We start from the raw sequence: 19,782 nt of genomic DNA on the forward strand, positions 1-19,782 counted from the left end.
ATGAGCAAGATTCTGATAGGGCTCGAGCAGCTGAAGGCTGTAGACTTGCTTTTATTTGTGGCTGTGATGATGGCGAAGGTTTATCTATTCAATGCCATTCTTGACGTACCAAAAATGAAAATGACCGATAAAGATGCCCTTATTGAGCTCGGAGCCATTTTATTGTTCAGCTTCTGGACTATATGGCTGCCTGCACGCGGACGGATCGTTGCACTTATCTTGTTGAACTTGATCGCATCCTTTGTTTTGTATGCCGATATTATTTATTATCGCTACTTTCAAGATCTGATCTCCGTTCCGGTATTGCTTCAGTTCAGTCAAGTAGACTCCTTAGGCGAGAGTATCGGCACACTTCTACGAGCGACGGATTTTATTTTGTTCCTCGATTGGATTGTTATCATTCCCTTTGCGATTTACGCATTATGGCGAGGGCGGAGTGATCTTCGTCAAGCGAATGAGTATCGTCGCAAGCCTGCTGGCATGCAAAAGGCAATCGTCCGCATCGTTCTAAGCGCTGTGATTTTTGGCATCGGAACATCGCTTGTTTTCACAAACGTAAATGAAGCGAAGCGTACATGGGGACAAGGTATTTTGGTCGGCAATTGGTGGAATCTGTCCATCTACAACATGACGGGTGCGCTTGGTTTTCATGGCTATGATGTGTATCGATATGTCAAACAACACTGGCTGGATGCGGAGACGGTTACCGCTGAGCAGTATTCGGGAGCTAAAAACTGGATTCAAGAACGCGGCGACCAGCGGAAAACGCTTGAACAGGATGCTTTATTTGGCGCATATAAAGGCAGCAATGTCATTATGCTGCAGCTCGAAGCTTTCCAAAACTTCATGGTTAATAAATCAATCGGCGGTAAAGAAATTACCCCGAATTTAAACGATTTAATTGAGCAGAGCGCCTATTTCAGTCAATTTTATCAACAAACCGCTCAAGGCAGAACCTCGGATGCCGATTTCATGGCAAACTGCTCCATGCAGCCCGTCACGAACGGCTCGGTTTTCATCCAATATGCACCAAACGAATTCGATTGCATGTCCAGCACCTTGAAAGCAAACGATTATGGGACATCCGTCTTCCACTCTTATGAGGGTGGTTTTTGGAACCGAAATACGATGTACAAAAACATGCAATATGATCAGTTTTACAGCTTAAAGCATTTTCAACTAGATGAAAAAATAGGCTGGGCTCTCGGAGACAAGTCTTTCTTCCGACAATCCTTTGACGTCATTGCCGATCAGAAACAGCCCTTTTACTCCTTTCTGATTACACTCTCCAGCCATTATCCGTTCACGATGCCGGAAGAGGAGCAAAAGCTTAACCTTGGCGAGCTGGATGGTACATTAATGGGGGATTATTTGCAATCAATTCATTATGTAGACGCCGCGCTCGGTGAGCTGGTTGATCGAATGAAAGCAGAAGGGCTTTGGGATCATACGATTCTCGTCATGTACGGGGATCACGACAACTCAATTAATGACTGGTCGTTGTTTGAGACTTTCCTTGGCAAACCACTGAATGATTTAGAGAGTCAAATGATTGTGAAGCAGGTACCATTGCTCATACATTTGCCTAAGAACGAGCATGCAGGAACGTATACGAATGTCGGCGGTCAGCTGGATGTAACGCCTACGATCATGCATCTGCTCGGCATTTCGACGGCTGATCAATATTTAATTGGCATGCCTCTGCTTATGGAGAATCCTCTCCTTGGCAAGAAGGTCGTGCAAAGAAACGGTGCCTTCACTGATGGTACCCTCTACTTTATGCCTTCAGCGGATGGCATCGCTGAGAACGGAGCATGCTGGAACATCCAAGACAAAGCATCCATACCAGTCAGCGGCTGCATAAGTGCCTTTGAAGACTCGCGCACCGAGCTGAACATGTCGGATCAAATCGTCATGAACAATCTCATCGCTGACTTCAAGGAGCAAACCGCTACAGAAGCTCGCAGCAGCAATGGGCTTGAGACAGCTGGTCGTTAACGTTGCAGCTTGGTAAGCTATGAAAAAGCAAAACAAAAGAACCTTCAAATCCACATTCAATAGTGGATTTAAAGGTTCTTTTTTATATTCGGTATACCTAACATTCCTTCACATTTAGCTACTTTTTATGCTCAGACAGCCAATTGAGCACATCGTCAATCGTGTTCACTGGCACAATGTTGAGATCAGGCGCTCCGCTTCGAGCATCTCCTTCCAGCTCTGCCGGCACAAAAAACACATCCGCATCCGTCCGGCTGATGGCATAAGCCTTTTGCTTAATGCCGCCAATTAAACCAATCGAGCCATCTGCTTCAATTGTACCTGTACCCGCCACCTGATTGCCATACGTAACGCCGCCCGGTGTCAGCTGATCAATAATAGCCAGCGTCAGCATCGCCCCGTGCGATGGGCCTCCAATATGCGCCATAAAGCGTTTGTAATCGATGTTAAGCGGGATATCGAGAAGCAGCTCTGTTTGCACCGATATGCCGAACACCGCTCGCTCTGGCGAATCAGCTGAAGCCTTCGTCTTAACCTCTGCCTGTGTCTGAACTCCTGCTCTCCTTAGCGTAATCTGTACCGACTCGCCAGGCTCTACCGCTTTCTCCATGTAGTCGGTCATCTCGCCAATCGATTTAACCGCTTGCCCATTCATCGCATCAATAATATCGCCAGCTTGCAGCTTCTGCTCAGCTGGACTATCCTTTACGATGGCAATAATTCGAATGCCATCTGGCTTAATTCCGCCTCCAACGCCTGCTTTCTGCATGGCAACAGCTGCTGCAACACGATTGGCATCTGTTTTCATATGAACGACTTGCGTGTACGATTCCGTCAGCGGCGGTTCATTTTCTGGTATTTTCTCGAAGCTATACATCGGAAGCAGCTTGGCATACAGCCAATCAGCCGGTACGGCCGGCCTCTCGAATACGAGTATGCCGTTTACCGTTCCTTCGCTGTTTTCGCTCTTCTCTACATGCGCATAACGATTCATATTGAGCGTCATCCCCGGGTATGTGACGCGATAGCCGGTAGGGCAGAGCAACACCAATAGAAGCACTATCGTAATCGTTAGAGTGATCACCCCGCGCTTTGGCAGCCACAGAGGGCTTAGAAGCCTCTTGGGAGCGTTCGAACGATTCCCTCCTATATTCAATGCCTTCGCCGCTCGCGACCGCTCTAACGCTTCAGTAAGAAGCATATCTACAAACACTAGCGGTGCAGCAGCGCCAATAATCAGCAGCATCTGGAACAGCTTCTCTGGCGCGAACAGCACATAACCTGCTCCAATTATGCCTAGTCCCGCGATTATAAGCCGTATTAGCTGTAAAATAAGCGTCCAGCCTTTTCTTTTCCGCTGCTGCCAAACCCCGAGCAAGGCACCAACCGCCCAGCTAATCGGTATAAGGGCTAATATATTGAACAACCAATCGATCATTTCTATCCACTGTATCCCGCCAGACGTCTTCAGCGGGGCCGGCAGCCAAATGAGCTCTGCTGCAGCCAAACAGGCAAGCGCTAGGACTAGCCCAAATAGGTAATAACGTGCTGGCTTCAGCATTCTTTTCCCCCTAAGCTTTCTCAAACGAAGCATATGTATTTCTCTTAGGATAAACAAAGGACCCGGGCGATACACATCGCGGGGTCCTATTTCATTTGCAAATATTGCCGCTGTTCCGAATCAATGCCTCTGTCTCTCATTTCGCCTTTCTCCACGCTTTGGATTCGTTCAAGCCACTGCGCTGGGGAATGGTTCATACGACGCGCACGATCGAGCAGCTGAGCATACTGGGCACAATTGTCATACCCGCTAAGCTTGCGGATAACCTGAATATATTCGACGACAAGTTCTCTTGCATCCGCTGCGGTATAGCCGTATTCGGCAGCTAAAGCCTCAGCAATTCCGCGTTCATATAAGCTTAACCTGACCTGTGTTTTCACTTTCATGATACATCCACCTGCTTCCCGTATAAATATGGTAGCCGACTAGTTTCAAATGAGATTCCCACCGTTCGGAGCAAAATACGACCTGATTGCCGAGCCGCAGCGAATCGAGCTTCCTGCCTTTGCGCGACACTGTAATTTGCTCATAAAACCATTGCTCATCTTTCTTTAATTGTACTGCTTTATGTACGATTTTTCCAGTGTCATTGTCCGCCATAGGACCGATGATAATGTCTGGATGCGCATCACAGGGATCAGTACCTTTGACCGCTGCCTTGCGGTGAGCAAGAATGAAGGACGCCCATGCTGGTGAATCGGATAAAAACAAGAGAGGCTCGACCTGCTCCGGTACCGAGGTCAGTTCTACGACAAGCACACATGGACGACCGCCGTCCCATGACTCCTTTGCTGCCTTATGCGACCATTTGCGTGCTTGCTCAGCCGATATTGTCGTATACAATCCTTCTCCAAAATCTTTCCCCGGCCGCCAATAGGGTGAATTCAACAGCTTCTGCCCAAATGATTGAACAGTATCGCTTGTGGTTCCATGATATAAAAGCTGAGGCGTCGTAATGTCCACGCTCGCACTCCTTTCGTTTGGCTCCTCGTATGAAAATACAAAGACCCTACGAAATCAAACTGTCGCAGGGTCTTGTCGTGTATGTCGTTCTATAATATTAATATTGTTATTTATTTCTTGATGTAAGGAATGATCTTCTCGATGACCTCATCCTCTGAAGGCGCCTTAATGTACCGTCCATTAACAAAAATAAATGCATAGCGGGCACATGGCCCGCAGTACGATTTGCAGCCTACACGAACCTCTGTGTCCGGCGCCAGCTTCTGCAGCTTGGGCAAAATCGATTTGATCTTCGTATGCTTGCATTTGTCGCAAACCATTATATCGTTAGCCATTATTCATCGTCCTGTCTCAACCGAATACGGAAAAATGCTAGTGATCACCGTGGTTGCCCTTGGTTGGATTCGTAACGGCAAAACCTTCTTCAGGCACATAGAAATAATCGATGCGAACGCCGTCCAGAAAAGCATTGTCTTTCTCCAAAATAACATCGATCCCTTTGTCAGTGGATACAACAATATCCTTCTCAGTCGGCTCGTCGATTCCCATACCGTAATGAGCATGGTCGCCGTGCGAATGAGTGACATAAATACGCAGCTTTTTACCTTCGTTTTCAGGCTTGTCCAGCTCTACTTGCAGAACTTTAGCAGCATTTTTTGAAATTTTGCAGTTCATAAATTATCCAGCTCCTCTTATCGTTAGGCCTTGCGGCAATCGTTATTATTTTATATTATACTTGCTCTCCATTCTACGGGCAAACCATTCGGCAAGCACCATCGTAACCGCGATGTCGTCAATCGGCATGAACGGCATGACATCCGGCAAAACCCAGTAAAGAAAAACAGGCACGGAAAAAATCAGCTTGTCCAGCAGTGAAACATCCTTTGATCGAAGCAGCTGAAAAATACGGACAAACGTACGCTGCCAATGGCGCAGCGACAGCAACTTGCGCATGAAATCCCACCTTTGCTGACCTTTTCCGATTAGTATAGCATAAGCATGGCGTAATTAACTACTAGAGGCCAGCGGCCGCTAAAGGCGAAGCGCCTCTAGCAGCAGCGGCTGCAGCTCCACATAAATTTGATCAAAATTACTCATCGGCAGCGGATTTTCGCCATAGCCCGCTTCCACTGTAAAGCCAGGTCTGCGGAATTGATGAATGAACCAGTCTTTATAACCCGCATCACTGCCAGTCAGCTTTACCGCTTCATATCCACTTGCCTGAGCGAGCCGTTTGGCAAGCTGCTCTGCATTTGCCGGCTCATAGTCACGATAATTCCAATAGATTTCCCGCCCCTGCGTATGAAGAGCAAGAACCGCATCGAAACCGATTCTACTCGTAAATTGAGCCATGGCATTCGCCTCCGGCTCACTTAGCGGATACGGTCCTGGATAGTCGCGTGGTCCAGGTCCCTCTACCCCTCTGCGCTTGCACTCTTCTTCCCAAAACGCAGGAAATTGATCATTTAAGTCAACGCCTCTAATGTTGGCCTTCCAGTTGCTGAACTGATCGGAGCCGCCATTCCATTCCATTAGCTGCTGATAATAAGGATGCCTCGGCAATGCTCCGTATTGTGCGAGCTCCACACCATCTGGGTTTACCATCGGGACAGCCCATAAAGTCACGTCTTTGCACAAATCCGCCACTTGCTGTCCACCCATTCGCTCCCCGCTGCAATAAGCTGCCGACAAATCAGCAACGAAGCGCATCAGCAGTGCAGAGGTAATCCATTCATTTGCATGAAAAGAGCCGTTCATATGAATTTGACGCGGCCCGTTGCCGCAGCGGAGCGCCAATAACGGCTTGCCCATTACGCTCTCCCCAATAATATGTGCCGATAAAAACGAGTATCTGCCTGATAGCTGCCGAACACCCTCCACTAAATCAAGATAGCCATACGTTTGTAAGGAGTATATAACCATCGCCCCCAGCTGCATAAATTTGCTCCTATCATGCTATGCAAGGACTTACTTGTCCTATGTAGCAATCAACAAAAAGAAGCCTTGCTATGTTTAAGCCCGGCTTCAGTTTCTTATCATTTAAATGATATTGGGTATTTGCCAAACTACAGGCGTTAGTTCAATCTGCTTTCCAAGCCACTGCTGAGTAATGGATTGAAACATCCGCGGATTTCCGCTGCAAAAAAATTGATGCACCGGTTCCTTTTCCTCGCTCGCAAGCTGGTCATTGTTTTCCAAAATACTCCTGATCTCGCGTGTCGTCTCGTCCGCTGAGCTGATGAGATTCACGCTCTGGCCCATCACCTCGGATATGGTTTCTGCTAGAAAAGGATAATGCGTGCAGCCAAGTATTAGCGTATCCATTGGAAAACGCCGCAAATGCCCAATGGAGCTCTGCACCGTTTCGTACGTTTCAAAGGAACGAAAATTCCCCTTTTCCACTAGCGGCACAAATCTCGGACACGCTTCGCTTATCACTTGCACCTTCGGCGACAACGTCTTTAAGGCTTGCTCATAAGCACCGCTTTTGATCGTTCCCTCTGTGCCGATGACACCAACATAACCCGTAGCTGTAAGGCCGATAGCTGCTCTTGCACCAGGATCAATGACCCCAACAACCGGGATCGCGACTCTTGAGCGAATGTCTTCAAGTCCTGCCGCCGTTGCTGTGTTACATGCTATAACAATCATTTTCGGATTAAACTGAATTAAGTAATCGACGATTTCCCTCGTAAAACGAACAATCTCTTCTGAAGAACGCGGTCCATAAGGCGTTCGAGCCGTGTCTCCAAAGTAAAGGATTTTTTCTCGCGGCAGTTGGCGCATAACTTCCTTGGCAACGGTGAGGCCGCCAACGCCTGAGTCCAGTATTGCAATCGGTTGCTGCACAAACACACCGCTTTCCTAAACATAATGTGATGAATAGAGACAAAATAGCATATGAATACAGGCACAAAAACGTACCAGTATCTTATCGACATTTCGGACAAGCGGTGTGAAATTTCAAATTGAAAGCTCAATGTAAATGACAAAGGACCGTCAATGACTACGATAGGTAGCATTGACAGTCCTTTTTTAGTTAATCCAGCAATAATGCAAAGGAATAAATGGGTGCAGCCTTTAGTATTCGGTTTAGATCATCTCAGATCGGGTACATACGTGTAGAAACAATGTGGAGCATTGCATTTGGTTTGATAACAAAAAGGAGGGCGTTCAGATGACAAAAGCGAAATATCCGATCGGCCGTTTACAAGAAAAGGTCGCTCTCATTACCGGGGCAGGCTCTGGTATTGGTAAGGCAGCAGCTTTGAAATTCGCGAAGGAAGGCGCCAATTTGGTTCTGCTTGATGTTAAAGAATCCGCCATGGAGCAGGTATGCCGCAGTGTTCGAGAATACAATGTCGACTGCCTGCCTATTGAAACTGATATTTCCAATGAAGCTCAGCTTGCAGACGCTTTTCGACAAGCACGCGAGCATTATGGACACCTAGACATTGTATTTGCCAATGCAGGTATTAACGGTGTATTAACACCGATTGAACTGATGGATATCGAAGATTGGAATACGACGCTTCAAGTTAATCTCACCGGCACATTTCTAACTGTAAAACACGCTATCCCTTTGTTAAAGGATAAAGGCGGAAGCATTATTATCACCAGCTCCATAAATGGTAATCGGGTGTTCTCGAATATCGGTTTCAGCGCCTACAGCAGCACGAAGGCTGGACAGGTCGCTTTTGCCAAGATGGCTGCTTTGGAGCTTGCCCAGTACAAAATTCGCGTGAATGCCATCTGCCCCGGAGCTATTGAGACGAATATCGAGCAAAATACGGAGCGAACGCCAGAGCTCGAGAGTGTGTCGATTCCCGTTGAATATCCAGAAGGCAGCCAGCCGCTGGAAGATGGGCCTGGCAGCGCAGCTCAAGTGGCCAAGCTTGCATTATTCCTCGCATCCGATGATTCGGACCATGTCTCAGGCACTACCGTTTACATAGACGGAGCAGAATCTTTGCTGCGCGGATAGCAATTATTAAGAATAGATAGAAGACCATATGATAAGGGGCGAACGCCATTGTTTAAAGAATGTTTACATCATTCATCGGATCTGAAATGGGCATATGCATACGATCGCGATACTTTCCATCTCAGGCTCCGCACCAAAAGAAATGACGTTGATGAGGCTGTTGCGGTAACAGGAGATAAATACGACTGGGATCAGCATCATCATGATGTTCCGATGGAAAAAATAGCTGCCGATTCCCTCTTTGATTATTGGGAAGCTGCCATCAAGCCGGAGTTTCGGCGTTTTTCGTACGGCTTTCGTGTACGCAGCGGCGAAGAAACGTTATGGCTCATCGAGAATGGCATCTTTGAGGAGCAGCCCGCCCCAGCTGGCGGATATTTTGAAATTCCTTTTATTCATACGGTCGATTTGTTTGATGCGCCTGAATGGGCAAAGGAAGCTGTTTTCTATCAAATTATGCCCGACCGCTTCGCAAATGGCGATACGGCCAACGACCCCGACCACGTACAGCCCTGGGGTGAAGCGCCGAGCGGCGAAAGCCACTTTGGCGGCGACCTGCAAGGCATAATGGATAATCTCAAGCATCTGACGGACCTCGGAGTGACGGCGATTTATTTGACGCCATTATTTACAGCACCTTCAAATCACAAATATGATACGGTCGATTATATGCAAATCGATCCGCAGTTCGGAGATGCCGAGCAGCTTAAGAAGCTGGTTAGCGCTTGTCATGATCTAAATATTCGAGTTGTCTTGGATGCTGTCTTTAATCATACGAGCGAGCAGTTTCCACCTTTCCAAGACGTGCTGGCAAATGGAGAAAATTCGAAGTACAAGGATTGGTTTCATTTGAATGGCTTCCCTGTAGAGGTCAAAGACGGTACAGCAAATTATGCTACGTTTGGATTTTATGGCAATATGCCGAAGCTGAATACCGCAAATCCGGAAGTAAAACAATTTTTGCTTGATGTTGCTGTGCACTGGATTAAGGAAGCAGATATCGACGGATGGCGGCTCGATGTTGCCAACGAAATTGATCATGCTTTCTGGCGGGATTTCCGTCATGCCGTTAAGGCTGAAAAGCCGGATGCTTTTATTATCGGCGAGGTATGGAGCAATGCGCTTAACTGGCTGCATGGTGATCAGTTTGACTCTTCGATGAATTACCCATTTGCGCAGCATATCTTGGATTTTTTTGCTTCCTCCGAAGGAAAAGCATCGGATTTCGCCGATCAAATCAACCATTTACTAATGCGATATCCTCAGCAAACCAATGAGGCGATGTTCAACCTCCTATCCAGTCATGACACACCTCGTGCGTCAACTCGTTTAAATGGAGACAAGCAGCGTTTAAAGCAAGCCGTTGTATTCATGATGACTTCTATGGGTATCCCTTGCATCTATTATGGCGACGAGATTGGAATGGATGGCGGCGATGATCCAGACTGCCGCAAATGCATGGAATGGGATACGGACAAACAGGACCGCGAGCTGTTTGATTTCTATCAGCTCCTCATCGCCCTACGTAAGCAGCATACCGTTCTTCGTGATGGACGATTCCGCTTCTTATTTGCAGATAACGAACGCGGCGCCTTCATTTATGAACGCTTAAACGCCAAGCAACATTTCACCATCTGGATTAACCATACCGAAGAAACCGTTAAGCTTAAGCATCCAATGGAGGTGGACGACTGGAAAGATGCGCTCTCGAATGAAGAAGTCGCCACATTCGAAGAGCAGCTTCAGCTTGAGCTCGGCCCGCATGACTTCCGAATTTTGTATAGAAATATCTAATCATCTGAGGGCTTTTGTACCGTCTAACTGGCGGAGCAAGAGCCCTTTTCACTTTTCTATTTCCCCCTTTTTTTCTCCGTATCGGTTTCAAAGTCACCATGAAAGGTTAATGACTCCATATAAGAAACAGAGCCAACACTACTACACTTACTGGTCAGGGGGAAATTGAATTGAAGAACCATACTGAATGTATTGCTATGCTGTTAGCCGGTGGAGAAGGGCGGCGCCTAGCCCCGCTCACAAGTCAGTTTGCCAAACCTGTCGTACCTTTTGGCGATCGCTTCCGAATGATTGATTTTCCACTTAACAATTGTGCAAACTCAAATATTACTACGATTGGCGTGCTTACGCAGTACTGCGCCGAAAGCGTTCATAAATATGTAAATCAATCCACGAACGGCTATCAAACGGATCAAGCGAATAGCGGAGTAACCTTCCTCCCTTCTTCAAGAAAATGTTTAGAGGGCTATGCAGGAACGGCCGATGCTATTTATCAGAACATCGACTTTATCGATGAGAAAGCTCCTGAGCATGTACTAATCCTCTCGGGCGACCACATTTACGAAATGGACTACAAGCCTATGCTTGAATTCCACAAAAATCGCGGTGCAGCCGTTACGATCGCCGTTAAACAAGTTCCTTGGCGCGAGGCAAGCCGCTTCGGCATTTTAGAAACTGATGAACAATTTCGGATCAATTCCTTTCATGAGAAACCTTCGGATCCTCGCAGCAACTTAGCTTCCATGGGCATTTATTTATTCCGCTGGGCAGACTTAAAAAAAATACTCATTGAAGATGCTGCTTCGGAAGCGTCAACTCATGATTTTGGCAAAGATATTATTCCTGCTCTTCTTTCCTCCAAAACCAATATGATCGCTTATCCTTATAACGGCTACTGGCGGGATGTCGGCACAATCAACAGCCTATGGGAAGCCAACATGGACCTGCTGGATGGCGAGCTAAAGCTTGGTGCAGCCAAGTGGCCAGCTCAGTCCGGAACAAACCAGTCTAGCGAAAAGCCTTACTTAAGCCACGAAGCATCAATTACCGACTCCATCCTCCACCCCGCATGCGCTGTGGAAGCAGAAGTAACACGCTCTATCATTTGCTCAGGCGTTACGATAGGCGTTAACAGCGAAATTTATGAGAGCATCATCATGCCGGGAGCCAGAATTGGAAGAAATGTTACGCTCCATCGCGCCATTATCGGTGAAGGTGCTATCATTCATGACGGTGCGTTCGTCGGTCGATTAGATGATGAAATTTCTGTAGTAGGGCCAGGCGAAGCCATTACCGCAACTTCACCATCGATGAACGACTACAATATGGAGCCGCTCGCAAGCTTGCTTCGTCCCGTATCCAATTACGTCCACAACCATATTGTTGGCTAACCCCTATCCATACACGTGAATAAAAAAACAAACGGCAGGAGACTTCGCTCCCTGCCGTTTGTCTTTTTGTATAATGCGATTGAACCATTTTACCCATTGCCTAATTTACGTATGTTGCAACTACCACTAAGTCTCTATTGTTCCTTTGCTGTAGCAGCTTCTGTTTCTCCGGCTTCTACTGCTTCAATTGCGCTTGCTGCTTGCTCATTGCCCTCTTCTGTAAAAGCAATATCGCCACTAACCGCTTCTGTTTCCTCGGTACCCTTGCTGCGGCCTCTTACCGTGCTTACAACGCTGCTTGCCGCTTGTTTCGTACGATCGGCAATTTGAATCGCTTGGCCGCTGATCTGTTTAGCAATACGGCCCGTCGTATCGCCTACTTGACCTGCAACTCTAACCGTCGTTTCTCCAACCTTCTGCGCACCTGTTGAAATATCCTGACGCAATTCCTTGCCCGGCTTCGGTGCTAGCAACAATGCAGCAATCGAGCCTACAACACCTCCAGCTAATGCGCCGAGAAAAAATCCTTTTGTTTGTTTACGTGTTGTCATTGTTTTTGCTCCTTTCGTGTTTAGCGTGCTCTTCGACCTTAGCACCTTGACTTAAGATTCCGATTCGAATACAGGTCCATGCTCATCTTCGGCAGTCGTTGCTGCCTTTCGGCTAGTTTGCCACAGCTGCCATGCCGCCATCCCTAGCTCTGCCCATTCAAGCGCCTCACCGACCTGCCGCTTCGTCTCGTGCCGCTTCGCATGCTGCTCAGCCGACTCCGATAATATAGACGTTACCCGCTCAACCGTCGATGTCGTGTGGGCAATTGCTCCGCCGACCTGCCCTGCCGCTTCAAATAGCTTGCTCATGGCTTGCAGCTGACGGTGTACCGCGCGAATCGCTTCCTCGGTCGGCTGCACAAGCCCGCCAATCTCAGCGGATAACTTACTGAGGTCCTGCCTCATAACCTCCGCTTCAGCCTGCACTTGCTTCACTCTGCTTAGCGCCGACCGCAAGGCAATGAGTATACCGCCAACTAGAATGACAAATGCTCCAGCAACTACCGCTGCGCTCCACATCATGACCATGCCTGCATCCCTCCTCCTCTATCAATTGCAGGATCATACGTATATGCTCCTAGACGAATGCCCACTTGCGTAATGACAGTATAAGCAGCATGGGCTTGTCATGACACAACCGAAATAAAAATGATAAAGCATCACTGCTTTTTCCACATTTGCAACAAAAAAAGGCTGCCTCAGCAAATCTTCTCCGATTTGCAAAGACAACCTCTATTTATTTCATTAACCGATATGGTAGCTGCACTTGCCGCCGCCCTTCGCCAAACATTCCGTTCGTTCAACAGGCACGTCAAGCAGCGATTTAAACAAGGAGAGCTCACATTTGCAAGCTTGCAAATATTTGCCGGCAACTTGAGCAATCGGACAATTATACTCATACAACATATAGCTGCCATCGCTTTGTGGTTCCACTTCAGCCATGTACCCTCCAGCGTTCTGAATCGCTGCGAGCTCACTCACCTTCTGCTCCAAGCTCTTCCCCGCCATCCGCGGCTCATAACGCTCGAGCAGCTTGTTCTTGCGTCCATCAAACATCCGGTCAATAAGCGCTGCGGTATCCGGGTCATCAGCGAGCTCGCCCAGCAAGTCGAGTGCGAGCATATGATAATTTTTTGGGAAAAGCTCATCCGCCTCAGCTGTCAGCTCATACGCATGGAGCGGTCTGCCCATGGCTTGCCGCACCGATACGATATTCACGCTGCCTTCGCTCTCTAGTGCATACATATGCCGCCTGATTGCCATTTCCGTTAGTCCGAGCTCGCTTGACAAGGAACCAGCATTCAATCTGCCGCCTGTTTTCAGCAGCATCAATATGCGCTCTCGCGTGGAATGATCACCGCGCGAAGCTGCCGTTATATCTGATGCACTTGCCGTTTTCATCCGCTTCAACCCTTCACCACCTTTGCAGGCTTGATAGCGTCATTGTAACGTATTTTTAGTTTTTCGTAAATCAAGCGTAAAACAATCATAAAGTCACAATCTATGCTTGTTCTGCAATTGTAATGGTTTACATGCAAATAGCAAAAACGCCTACAGCTCGCGTTCTAAATAATCATCAATCGATTGCTTAAAGGCAGGCAGCAGAGTAGTAAGCGTCTTCGTAAGCGGATGAAGCTCAGTTCTCGGCCAAACATAATAGTCCTGCACTAACGGCTTGCGAAGCTTTACAAGGTCCGTCAGCGTCGCCTGCATTTCAAGCGGAAACGCGCCTGCCTCGCCAGTAATATCGATGATGTCCTCATAGCTACTCGCATCCCGCAAAATAAACCCGTCGATCAAGAAGCTGCCAACATCTGTTACGGTTTCAATAGCCAGATGCAGCGCTCTTTCCTGCGCCAGCCCCTCCAGCACCGTTCCCTGCCAATTAGCGGCAAGCGAGTCCAGCGCCGAAGCAATTTCAGTAATCGAATTCAACCTTACCGCTATTTGTTCACGATTCACATAATACATCAATCAGTCGCCCGCTTTCAGCCTTGCTTCTTTTTTTTCCCTTTGCGTTTCAGCCACGCCACCATAATAATGCTGCTAAATATGATAACAAGCAAATAAGTAAATATTTCGTATACATCCCTCATGTCGCTCATAACTGCTCAACCTGCCTCTCAGCTTTCAAAATCAACGCTGACGGAAGCTTCACGAACTTGCATCATGTGTTCAATAACTTTTTTATGTACAGGATGCACTTGATACACTTCTAGCGCTTCCAAAGATTCGAACTTCGTAATAAGAGCGATATCGTAAGAACGCTCCGAATGCACAACATCCACGCCAACCTCAATCGACTTTAATACATCGATTTGCCCTTCCATATCCCTAAGCACTTGTGCGGTACGCGCTACGCTCTCTGCGCTGCCATCTTTTAATTTGAAAAATACGATATGAGTAAGCATTATTTAGTTCCTCCTCTAATATTGACGCATAACTTTTGTCTATTTGTCACATAATAACCTATGCAGTCGCATTACGGCAATCTTTAACACGAAGGGGCTCGGTGTACGTTATGCGCTATCCGGTTACAATTGTTGCAACAGTTATTGGACTAGCTATCTGCTTGTTCAACTCCACGGGTTACGACCCGCACAATCTTGTTTTCTTCATGTTTAGCATTCCCGCTTGGGTCGTTGATTTATTTGTTGACGTGCACGAGGTTAACGTCTTGCTCATGTATGTGCTTACTGTTGCTACATGGGCGCTGCTTGGCTTTCTCGCCGACGTGCTTATCGTACGCAGCCGTGACAAAGAGCATCATCCTCGTTCAGCACGATAGCTTTATTTTAGGCAAAAAGGAGCCTTTCGGCTCCTTTCTCATTTCTACAGCACATGAATCAATTACGCACTAGGCTGCTTCAACCACTAAAGTCGATTCCATCGTTGTATGTCCTTGACCGCATGGAATGGAACAATAGATTCTGTAAGTACCTGGCTCTTTAAATTCCAAATCTGTTTCCGGGTGATCGTTATCCAAAGCTACTTTAAGCTCGTCAATATGCATCCCGTGGATACCGCTTTTGTTGGAAAGTTTTAGTCTAACTTTGTCTCCAACTTTAACTTTGTACTCTTTTTGATCAAATACAAAATCGTTGGACGCTACAACCTTCAATAAAGTCATGCCCTCTGGCAACGAGGCAGACTCATCAACCGGCTTAGCTGGCAGTGCGAATGTGAGCAAATATAAGCCCAGCAAAGACGCCGCTGCGAATACAGTAAACATAATCCACTTATGCATTGCTATGTGCTCCCCTTTGCGATCATAATGTCTACCTCTTATATTACATAAGATCGTCCGAAGTTCTCAACCTTAAACTACGGAAAGCTGAAAAGTTTTTTTGTTATTTTGACAAAACCATGAACAATTACAAAATTAGCTGGACAAATACTGTTTTAACACCCGTTCAGACTCCGCTTTTACAAAGCCCCACAGCATAAAAAAACGATGATGGTACCCTCTGCACACATATTCGGCATGCAAACCATCGGCTTCGCGCTTCTCCTCATACACCTTTATTCCTGTTTCGCGGAATTTCCTTCTAATTCCAGCGAGGTCGAGCAGCACCCGATCCTGCATGCCGCGCATCATCGATTCATAGAACCGCGGCAGTTTAATGGCTGAAGTGCCGATCACACGTATATCATGATCCAAAATACGCATAACAATGCCAAGCAAAACGTACTGCTTCACCAGCACAAGCTCTTCCTCGGTCTGTATCGGTGGATTAGCTGCCATTCTGACTTTTCCGCGGGCTTCTTCCTCTTTAGCGGCCATTGCCACCCCTCCAAATAAGAACGTTTGTTCTTATTATAGCGAGGAGCGAGGATTTGATGCAAGTTAATTTACTATTACCCAAAAGTTAACTTTTAATCCTGCTTGGCACGATTGTTTGCGAGTCGTGGATTCGTATCCGTTGCATGACATAGGCATAAATCAATTTTTACCAAACCCAATGCAATACAACATGCTTAAAAATGCGGCTCGCTCGCGCTAACAACTGCCTCTTCGCTTTACCCAAAAAAATGAATACCCTTGTAAGCACGACTGCGTGCTTACAAGGGTATTGCTGTCATTACTTTAAAGTACTTCATTATGTACGTCTTCATATTACCATAGTTCATATTACCATAGTAAAATTACGAAATTCAAAGTCAGCTAACCTGCCTCTCCCAAACCAAACAACCCCTATAAATACAAAAGGAACCATCGCTGTAATTCGCGTGATTCCTTCGGTGTTTCTTATTCAGCTTCGCCTGCTTCTCCTGCAAAGTAGGTGTACGTTTGATCGTTGGATTGACGCCCAGCCAGCTGCCCCGCAGTGCATCCGGCGTCATGCGCCCTTGCTGCGCCAGCTTCTGCCTTGCTTTTCTCGCCTTGCTAATAGACATTAGTAATGCCTCCCAAAAAAAAAGTATTATAAAGCAGCACCACCGAGCAAGCATAAACTTAGCTTCCTGCGGCTCGCTTCCTCCTATTATACGATGAAAACGTCCTTTGCGAAAGACGCTAGCGTGCGTGCAATAATTCAAACTCCTTGCGCAGCATCGTAAATACAAGCAGCTCAATAAAATTCCCATCCTCAAACTCAAATTCCCTTGGCTGACTATCTTGTTTGAAACCGAGCTTACAGAGCAGGTTGATCGATGCAGTGTTTGACGGATCTACCTTTGCCTCGATGCAATGCAGCTTCATTCTGTTGAAGCCAAAAGCGATAATGGGAGCCGCTACCTCACTCATAATCCCTTTCCGCCAGTAGCTTGGAGATAGATCATAACCTAAATCCGTACGCGCATGCTCCTTCAAATAATGTAAAAACCCACAGGTGCCGATTACTTTACCCGAGCTCTTCTCTTCAATTATCCATCTGATGCCTATTTGTAGAGCATAAATCTCCAAATGCCAATTCATTTCCTGCCATGCCTCGTCTTCTGCGGAGAAAGGCAGCAGCGGTGTATATTTGACAACATCATCATTGGAATAGAGCTCAAACAATTCATGCACATCCCGCTGCTCTGTTTTTCGCAAAATAAAACGATCCGTCTCTATTCGCGGAAACGTCTGAAATGAGAATGACGCACCCATCTATTCAACCCCTTTTCCCATCATACAAACACGTAAAATACATAATCTTTCCCTTGCATCATAAGCTTGAAAAATGAGCCTTGCATGTGAACTTGCCATATAATCACGTTTGCGGGAGGAAAATAATGCATGTTAAATCCAAATGAGCACAGCCGCGAAGAAGCACGTTTCTTCACATCGACTGATCCGAGGATAGATACGCTTATCTATCCTTTGCCTGAAACCTGGTGGAGCCGTCCCTATGAGTATGAATGGTGCCGAACGCTCATTTCACCAAATGATATCGTACTGGATGCAGCCTGCGGCATTTCTCACCCATTAAAATTTTATTTGGGCGGCGTTTGCAAGGAAGTGCATGCTTGCGATTTCGATGCGCGCATTAGCTCGTGGGAGGCTATTTCTCAGGAAATTATTCAGGACGTAGGACAGCCAGCTCTCCAGTTAATAACCAACCACCAGGGCTGGTCCAAGGTTCAATATGCTCAGGCAAGTATAACTGACCTGCCTTATGAGGATAATTATTTTGACATCATCTTCTGTATTTCTGTGCTTGAGCATCTAAGACATGTGGATCAGGACCTCAGCTTAAAAGAATTCGCAAGAACAGTGAAACCAGGAGGCCGGATCGCGCTAACCTTCGATTATCCGACAGTTGACTTGCAGCAGCTCAAACGCGCCGCCGAATCCGCAGGACTCACATATGGCGGCGAATTTGAGGCGACGCCCAGCTCTACTGCTATTAGCTCAACTATGTGGGGAACGTTATATTGCTTTAGAGTACTGTTAAACAAACCAGTATGATTTTCTATTTAGGATGAATGGCGTATGGAGCAGAGCAGCCTTAACCGAACAACTATTCCTCTCGTCCGCTTAATGGCTTATTGTCGTACACCGTTGTTCGGTTTCTGCCCGCTTCCTTCGAGCGATAAAGCGCTTGATCCGCCATTTCAATTATTTCCTTCGCATCCTTCACCTTCCCACTCGACATTGAAATGCCGATTGAAACGTAGATTGGACTGCCAGTCGGACTCGCGCCAGCAGCGATTCCTTCTCTAAGCCGCTCCGCAATATTGGTTGCTGTAGGAATGCTTCCTAGCTTAACCAGTATGCCAAACTCTTCACCGCCGTAGCGGAAGCTAAGATCGTGACTTCTGGAAAATGCTTTTATTTGCGCAGCTGTATAGATTAATACTTCATCTCCTATAAGATGCCCGTGCTGATCGTTAATTTTTTTGAAATGGTCAACATCCAGCAGTATAAGCGCAAACGGTATATCCTCGGCAATCCACTCCTGAATGGTCAAATCAAATGTTTTCCTATTCGCAAGTCCCGTAAGCCCATCCAATCGAATTTCCTTGTTCAGTAAATTAAAATGGTTATTTATACTTTGATTAAGCTGTCTCACTTCATAGATGTAAGAATTTGTTTTGGGCATTTTGGAACGTATCGCCTTTGTTGATAAAATTGCTTCCTCTGAGAAAGCAGCTAGTTCAAATAGAGGCTTTGATATTAAATGGGAAACGTACCACGCAAGCAGCAGGATGACGATAAACAACGGGAGAAATTGCAGCAGTATACTCCATATCAATTCATTTAACGGCTTATCAATAATTGAAGCAGGCGTTTGTGCTACGATTGCCCAACCGGTTATCGACTCGTTCGCATAACCCGCAAAATAACGATTTTGCTTTGAATTAACGATCTCCTGCGATCCGCTATGTCCAGCTAATGCCTTATTAATAACCTCATTTGAAGCAATTTTTTCATTAATTCGCTTATGGTCCGGATGGAAAATAAGGCGGCCTTGCTTATCTGCTACGTAGACGTAAGAGCCGTTTCCGTAAAAATGTTCGTTGAGCAATTTGCTAAGCGCGTTGCTCTCGCTCAAATAAATGGTTCCAGCTACAAAACCTTCATATTCGCCTTGTTCATTAAATATGGGTGAAGAAATTAGCATAAGAAGCTGGTTCGTTGTTGTCCCCACATAAGGCTCTGAAATAAGCGGTCTTTTCTGTTCAACCGCTTGCTTCGCTGCGTAAGAGTTCAGCACTGCCCCTGCCTTGACTCCTCCGCTTGACAAACTAGATAACATCACTTTACGATTGGAATCCACAATGATAATCGCATTAAAATATTGCTCATTCGCATCGTACCAGCTATCCAATTCCTTTTGCGATATATTTTGTATGCCTGCTCTTGCCGCTATGGCATCAACATTGTTGCTAATAATATCCAATAATTCTTTCGTATTAGAGGACAGCTTTTGCGCATATTGATAATTGCTTTCCAAATAACCCGACGTTAGTGAAGTCTTGTTTGTCGTCCATGCAAAATAACCGCCGATGATGGCGGTTAAGATAACAGAGCCGATTACGAACAGCCCCAAGACGAATCGAAGTTTTAAGCCTTTGCGTGTACCCACAGTTGTTCCTTCTCTCGTTGCCAAA

The 19,782-nt window shown here is 46.5% G+C and carries 24 protein-coding genes; 6 read left to right on the forward strand and 18 right to left on the reverse strand.

Annotation, left to right across the window (positions count from 1 at the left end; translation table 11 throughout):
- Positions 1–1,998 (forward strand): LTA synthase family protein, encoded by a 1,998-nt coding sequence (locus MHH56_RS20790; protein WP_339203581.1) that lies wholly within the window; start codon positions 1–3, stop codon positions 1,996–1,998.
- Between the two features lie 118 nt (positions 1,999–2,116).
- On the opposite strand, the gene MHH56_RS20795 is transcribed toward MHH56_RS20790, so the two are convergent.
- The 8 genes from MHH56_RS20795 to racE all read right to left on the reverse strand — a co-directional run bounded on the left by MHH56_RS20795 (position 2,117) and on the right by racE (position 7,372).
- Positions 2,117–3,559, reverse strand: coding sequence for a PDZ domain-containing protein (locus MHH56_RS20795; protein ID WP_339203584.1), 1,443 nt, complete (start codon positions 3,557–3,559; stop codon positions 2,117–2,119).
- An 86-nt stretch (positions 3,560–3,645) separates the two neighbouring features.
- Positions 3,646–3,945: a hypothetical protein gene (locus MHH56_RS20800; protein WP_076266793.1), complete on the reverse strand. Its 300-nt coding sequence runs from the start codon at positions 3,943–3,945 to the stop codon at positions 3,646–3,648.
- Entirely contained in the window at positions 3,908–4,522 is a 615-nt protein-coding gene (locus MHH56_RS20805) for a DUF3990 domain-containing protein (protein ID WP_339203587.1), read from the reverse strand. The genes MHH56_RS20800 and MHH56_RS20805 overlap by 38 nt, the downstream gene beginning before the upstream one ends.
- A gap of 110 nt (positions 4,523–4,632) precedes the next feature.
- On the reverse strand, positions 4,633–4,857 hold the full coding sequence (locus MHH56_RS20810; RefSeq protein WP_076266791.1) for a DUF1450 domain-containing protein: 225 nt from the start codon (positions 4,855–4,857) through the stop codon (positions 4,633–4,635).
- Between the two features lie 37 nt (positions 4,858–4,894).
- On the reverse strand, positions 4,895–5,197 hold the full coding sequence (locus tag MHH56_RS20815) for an iron-sulfur cluster assembly accessory protein (RefSeq protein ID WP_339203589.1): 303 nt from the start codon (positions 5,195–5,197) through the stop codon (positions 4,895–4,897).
- A 45-nt stretch (positions 5,198–5,242) separates the two neighbouring features.
- Positions 5,243–5,476: a hypothetical protein gene (locus MHH56_RS20820; RefSeq protein ID WP_076266789.1), complete on the reverse strand. Its 234-nt coding sequence runs from the start codon at positions 5,474–5,476 to the stop codon at positions 5,243–5,245.
- A 78-nt stretch (positions 5,477–5,554) separates the two neighbouring features.
- The gene (locus MHH56_RS20825) at positions 5,555–6,460 is read right to left on the reverse strand and encodes a M14 family metallocarboxypeptidase (RefSeq protein WP_339203591.1); all 906 of its coding nucleotides are present in this window, start codon (positions 6,458–6,460) and stop codon (positions 5,555–5,557) included.
- A gap of 102 nt (positions 6,461–6,562) precedes the next feature.
- Complete coding sequence (gene racE / locus MHH56_RS20830) at positions 6,563–7,372, reverse strand: glutamate racemase (RefSeq protein ID WP_339203593.1); 810 nt, start codon at positions 7,370–7,372, stop codon at positions 6,563–6,565.
- A gap of 328 nt (positions 7,373–7,700) precedes the next feature.
- Between racE and MHH56_RS20835 the strand changes: the two genes are divergently transcribed.
- The 3 genes from MHH56_RS20835 (at position 7,701) to MHH56_RS20845 (ending at position 11,692) form a co-directional block, all read left to right on the forward strand.
- Positions 7,701–8,507, forward strand: a complete 807-nt coding sequence (locus tag MHH56_RS20835) for an SDR family NAD(P)-dependent oxidoreductase (RefSeq protein WP_339203596.1) — start codon at positions 7,701–7,703, stop codon at positions 8,505–8,507.
- Between the two features lie 48 nt (positions 8,508–8,555).
- The gene (locus MHH56_RS20840) at positions 8,556–10,301 is read left to right on the forward strand and encodes an alpha-glycosidase (RefSeq protein WP_339203597.1); all 1,746 of its coding nucleotides are present in this window, start codon (positions 8,556–8,558) and stop codon (positions 10,299–10,301) included.
- 170 nt (positions 10,302–10,471) lie between these two features.
- Positions 10,472–11,692 carry a sugar phosphate nucleotidyltransferase gene (locus tag MHH56_RS20845; RefSeq protein WP_339203598.1) on the forward strand — a complete coding sequence of 407 codons (1,221 nt, stop codon included), beginning with the start codon at positions 10,472–10,474 and terminating at the stop codon, positions 11,690–11,692.
- Between the two features lie 134 nt (positions 11,693–11,826).
- Here the strand turns inward: MHH56_RS20845 and MHH56_RS20850 are convergent, their stop codons facing one another.
- From MHH56_RS20850 to MHH56_RS20870, 5 genes are all read right to left on the reverse strand, one after another.
- Positions 11,827–12,243 (reverse strand): YtxH domain-containing protein, encoded by a 417-nt coding sequence (locus tag MHH56_RS20850; RefSeq protein ID WP_339203600.1) that lies wholly within the window; start codon positions 12,241–12,243, stop codon positions 11,827–11,829.
- A 51-nt stretch (positions 12,244–12,294) separates the two neighbouring features.
- Positions 12,295–12,771 (reverse strand): DUF948 domain-containing protein, encoded by a 477-nt coding sequence (locus MHH56_RS20855; RefSeq protein ID WP_339203601.1) that lies wholly within the window; start codon positions 12,769–12,771, stop codon positions 12,295–12,297.
- 216 nt (positions 12,772–12,987) lie between these two features.
- Positions 12,988–13,644: a metalloregulator ArsR/SmtB family transcription factor gene (locus tag MHH56_RS20860; protein WP_339209688.1), complete on the reverse strand. Its 657-nt coding sequence runs from the start codon at positions 13,642–13,644 to the stop codon at positions 12,988–12,990.
- A 150-nt stretch (positions 13,645–13,794) separates the two neighbouring features.
- A complete protein-coding gene (locus MHH56_RS20865; protein ID WP_339203603.1) occupies positions 13,795–14,214 on the reverse strand; it encodes a HepT-like ribonuclease domain-containing protein in 420 nt (139 codons plus the stop codon).
- 152 nt (positions 14,215–14,366) lie between these two features.
- Positions 14,367–14,654 carry a Dabb family protein gene (locus tag MHH56_RS20870; protein ID WP_339203604.1) on the reverse strand — a complete coding sequence of 96 codons (288 nt, stop codon included), beginning with the start codon at positions 14,652–14,654 and terminating at the stop codon, positions 14,367–14,369.
- 110 nt (positions 14,655–14,764) lie between these two features.
- Between MHH56_RS20870 and MHH56_RS20875 the strand changes: the two genes are divergently transcribed.
- Positions 14,765–15,031: a hypothetical protein gene (locus MHH56_RS20875; RefSeq protein ID WP_339203605.1), complete on the forward strand. Its 267-nt coding sequence runs from the start codon at positions 14,765–14,767 to the stop codon at positions 15,029–15,031.
- Between the two features lie 69 nt (positions 15,032–15,100).
- On the opposite strand, the gene MHH56_RS20880 is transcribed toward MHH56_RS20875, so the two are convergent.
- The 4 genes from MHH56_RS20880 to MHH56_RS20895 all read right to left on the reverse strand — a co-directional run bounded on the left by MHH56_RS20880 (position 15,101) and on the right by MHH56_RS20895 (position 17,335).
- Positions 15,101–15,490, reverse strand: a complete 390-nt coding sequence (locus MHH56_RS20880) for a cytochrome c oxidase subunit II (protein WP_054024112.1) — start codon at positions 15,488–15,490, stop codon at positions 15,101–15,103.
- Positions 15,491–15,625: 135 nt separating this feature from the next.
- Positions 15,626–16,027, reverse strand: a complete 402-nt coding sequence (locus tag MHH56_RS20885; protein WP_083681694.1) for a hypothetical protein — start codon at positions 16,025–16,027, stop codon at positions 15,626–15,628.
- Positions 16,028–16,404: 377 nt separating this feature from the next.
- Positions 16,405–16,641, reverse strand: coding sequence for a hypothetical protein (locus MHH56_RS20890; RefSeq protein ID WP_339203606.1), 237 nt, complete (start codon positions 16,639–16,641; stop codon positions 16,405–16,407).
- A 118-nt stretch (positions 16,642–16,759) separates the two neighbouring features.
- Positions 16,760–17,335, reverse strand: coding sequence for a GNAT family protein (locus MHH56_RS20895; RefSeq protein WP_339203607.1), 576 nt, complete (start codon positions 17,333–17,335; stop codon positions 16,760–16,762).
- Between the two features lie 129 nt (positions 17,336–17,464).
- On the opposite strand from MHH56_RS20895, the gene MHH56_RS20900 reads away from it, so the two are divergent.
- Complete coding sequence (locus MHH56_RS20900) at positions 17,465–18,136, forward strand: class I SAM-dependent methyltransferase (protein WP_339203608.1); 672 nt, start codon at positions 17,465–17,467, stop codon at positions 18,134–18,136.
- 52 nt (positions 18,137–18,188) lie between these two features.
- On the opposite strand, the gene MHH56_RS20905 is transcribed toward MHH56_RS20900, so the two are convergent.
- A complete protein-coding gene (locus MHH56_RS20905) occupies positions 18,189–19,757 on the reverse strand; it encodes a sensor domain-containing diguanylate cyclase (protein ID WP_339203609.1) in 1,569 nt (522 codons plus the stop codon).
- Between the last annotated feature and the right edge of the window lie 25 nt (positions 19,758–19,782).

This window comes from Paenibacillus sp. FSL K6-3182, from assembly GCF_037976325.1.
GTDB lineage: Bacteria > Bacillota > Bacilli > Paenibacillales > Paenibacillaceae > Pristimantibacillus.

What these genes read in the sequence shown, in the direction of transcription:
- MHH56_RS20880 (WP_054024112.1), bottom strand. Translation starts at nt 15,490, where the DNA reads ATGCATAAGTGGATTATGTTTACTGTATTCGCAGCGGCGTCTTTGCTG.
- MHH56_RS20815 (WP_339203589.1), bottom strand. Translation starts at nt 5,197, where the DNA reads ATGAACTGCAAAATTTCAAAAAATGCTGCTAAAGTTCTGCAAGTAGAG.
- MHH56_RS20865 (WP_339203603.1), bottom strand. Translation starts at nt 14,214, where the DNA reads ATGTATTATGTGAATCGTGAACAAATAGCGGTAAGGTTGAATTCGATT.
- MHH56_RS20800 (WP_076266793.1), bottom strand. Translation starts at nt 3,945, where the DNA reads ATGAAAGTGAAAACACAGGTCAGGTTAAGCTTATATGAACGCGGAATT.
- MHH56_RS20825 (WP_339203591.1), bottom strand. Translation starts at nt 6,460, where the DNA reads ATGCAGCTGGGGGCGATGGTTATATACTCCTTACAAACGTATGGCTAT.
- MHH56_RS20860 (WP_339209688.1), bottom strand. Translation starts at nt 13,644, where the DNA reads ATGAAAACGGCAAGTGCATCAGATATAACGGCAGCTTCGCGCGGTGAT.
- MHH56_RS20890 (WP_339203606.1), bottom strand. Translation starts at nt 16,641, where the DNA reads ATGTCTATTAGCAAGGCGAGAAAAGCAAGGCAGAAGCTGGCGCAGCAA.
- MHH56_RS20900 (WP_339203608.1), top strand. Translation starts at nt 17,465, where the DNA reads ATGTTAAATCCAAATGAGCACAGCCGCGAAGAAGCACGTTTCTTCACA.
- MHH56_RS20820 (WP_076266789.1), bottom strand. Translation starts at nt 5,476, where the DNA reads ATGCGCAAGTTGCTGTCGCTGCGCCATTGGCAGCGTACGTTTGTCCGT.
- MHH56_RS20875 (WP_339203605.1), top strand. Translation starts at nt 14,765, where the DNA reads ATGCGCTATCCGGTTACAATTGTTGCAACAGTTATTGGACTAGCTATC.
- MHH56_RS20795 (WP_339203584.1), bottom strand. Translation starts at nt 3,559, where the DNA reads ATGCTGAAGCCAGCACGTTATTACCTATTTGGGCTAGTCCTAGCGCTT.
- MHH56_RS20870 (WP_339203604.1), bottom strand. Translation starts at nt 14,654, where the DNA reads ATGCTTACTCATATCGTATTTTTCAAATTAAAAGATGGCAGCGCAGAG.
- MHH56_RS20790 (WP_339203581.1), top strand. Translation starts at nt 1, where the DNA reads ATGAGCAAGATTCTGATAGGGCTCGAGCAGCTGAAGGCTGTAGACTTG.
- MHH56_RS20810 (WP_076266791.1), bottom strand. Translation starts at nt 4,857, where the DNA reads ATGGCTAACGATATAATGGTTTGCGACAAATGCAAGCATACGAAGATC.
- MHH56_RS20895 (WP_339203607.1), bottom strand. Translation starts at nt 17,335, where the DNA reads ATGGGTGCGTCATTCTCATTTCAGACGTTTCCGCGAATAGAGACGGAT.
- MHH56_RS20855 (WP_339203601.1), bottom strand. Translation starts at nt 12,771, where the DNA reads ATGGTCATGATGTGGAGCGCAGCGGTAGTTGCTGGAGCATTTGTCATT.
- MHH56_RS20885 (WP_083681694.1), bottom strand. Translation starts at nt 16,027, where the DNA reads ATGGCCGCTAAAGAGGAAGAAGCCCGCGGAAAAGTCAGAATGGCAGCT.
- MHH56_RS20835 (WP_339203596.1), top strand. Translation starts at nt 7,701, where the DNA reads ATGACAAAAGCGAAATATCCGATCGGCCGTTTACAAGAAAAGGTCGCT.
- MHH56_RS20850 (WP_339203600.1), bottom strand. Translation starts at nt 12,243, where the DNA reads ATGACAACACGTAAACAAACAAAAGGATTTTTTCTCGGCGCATTAGCT.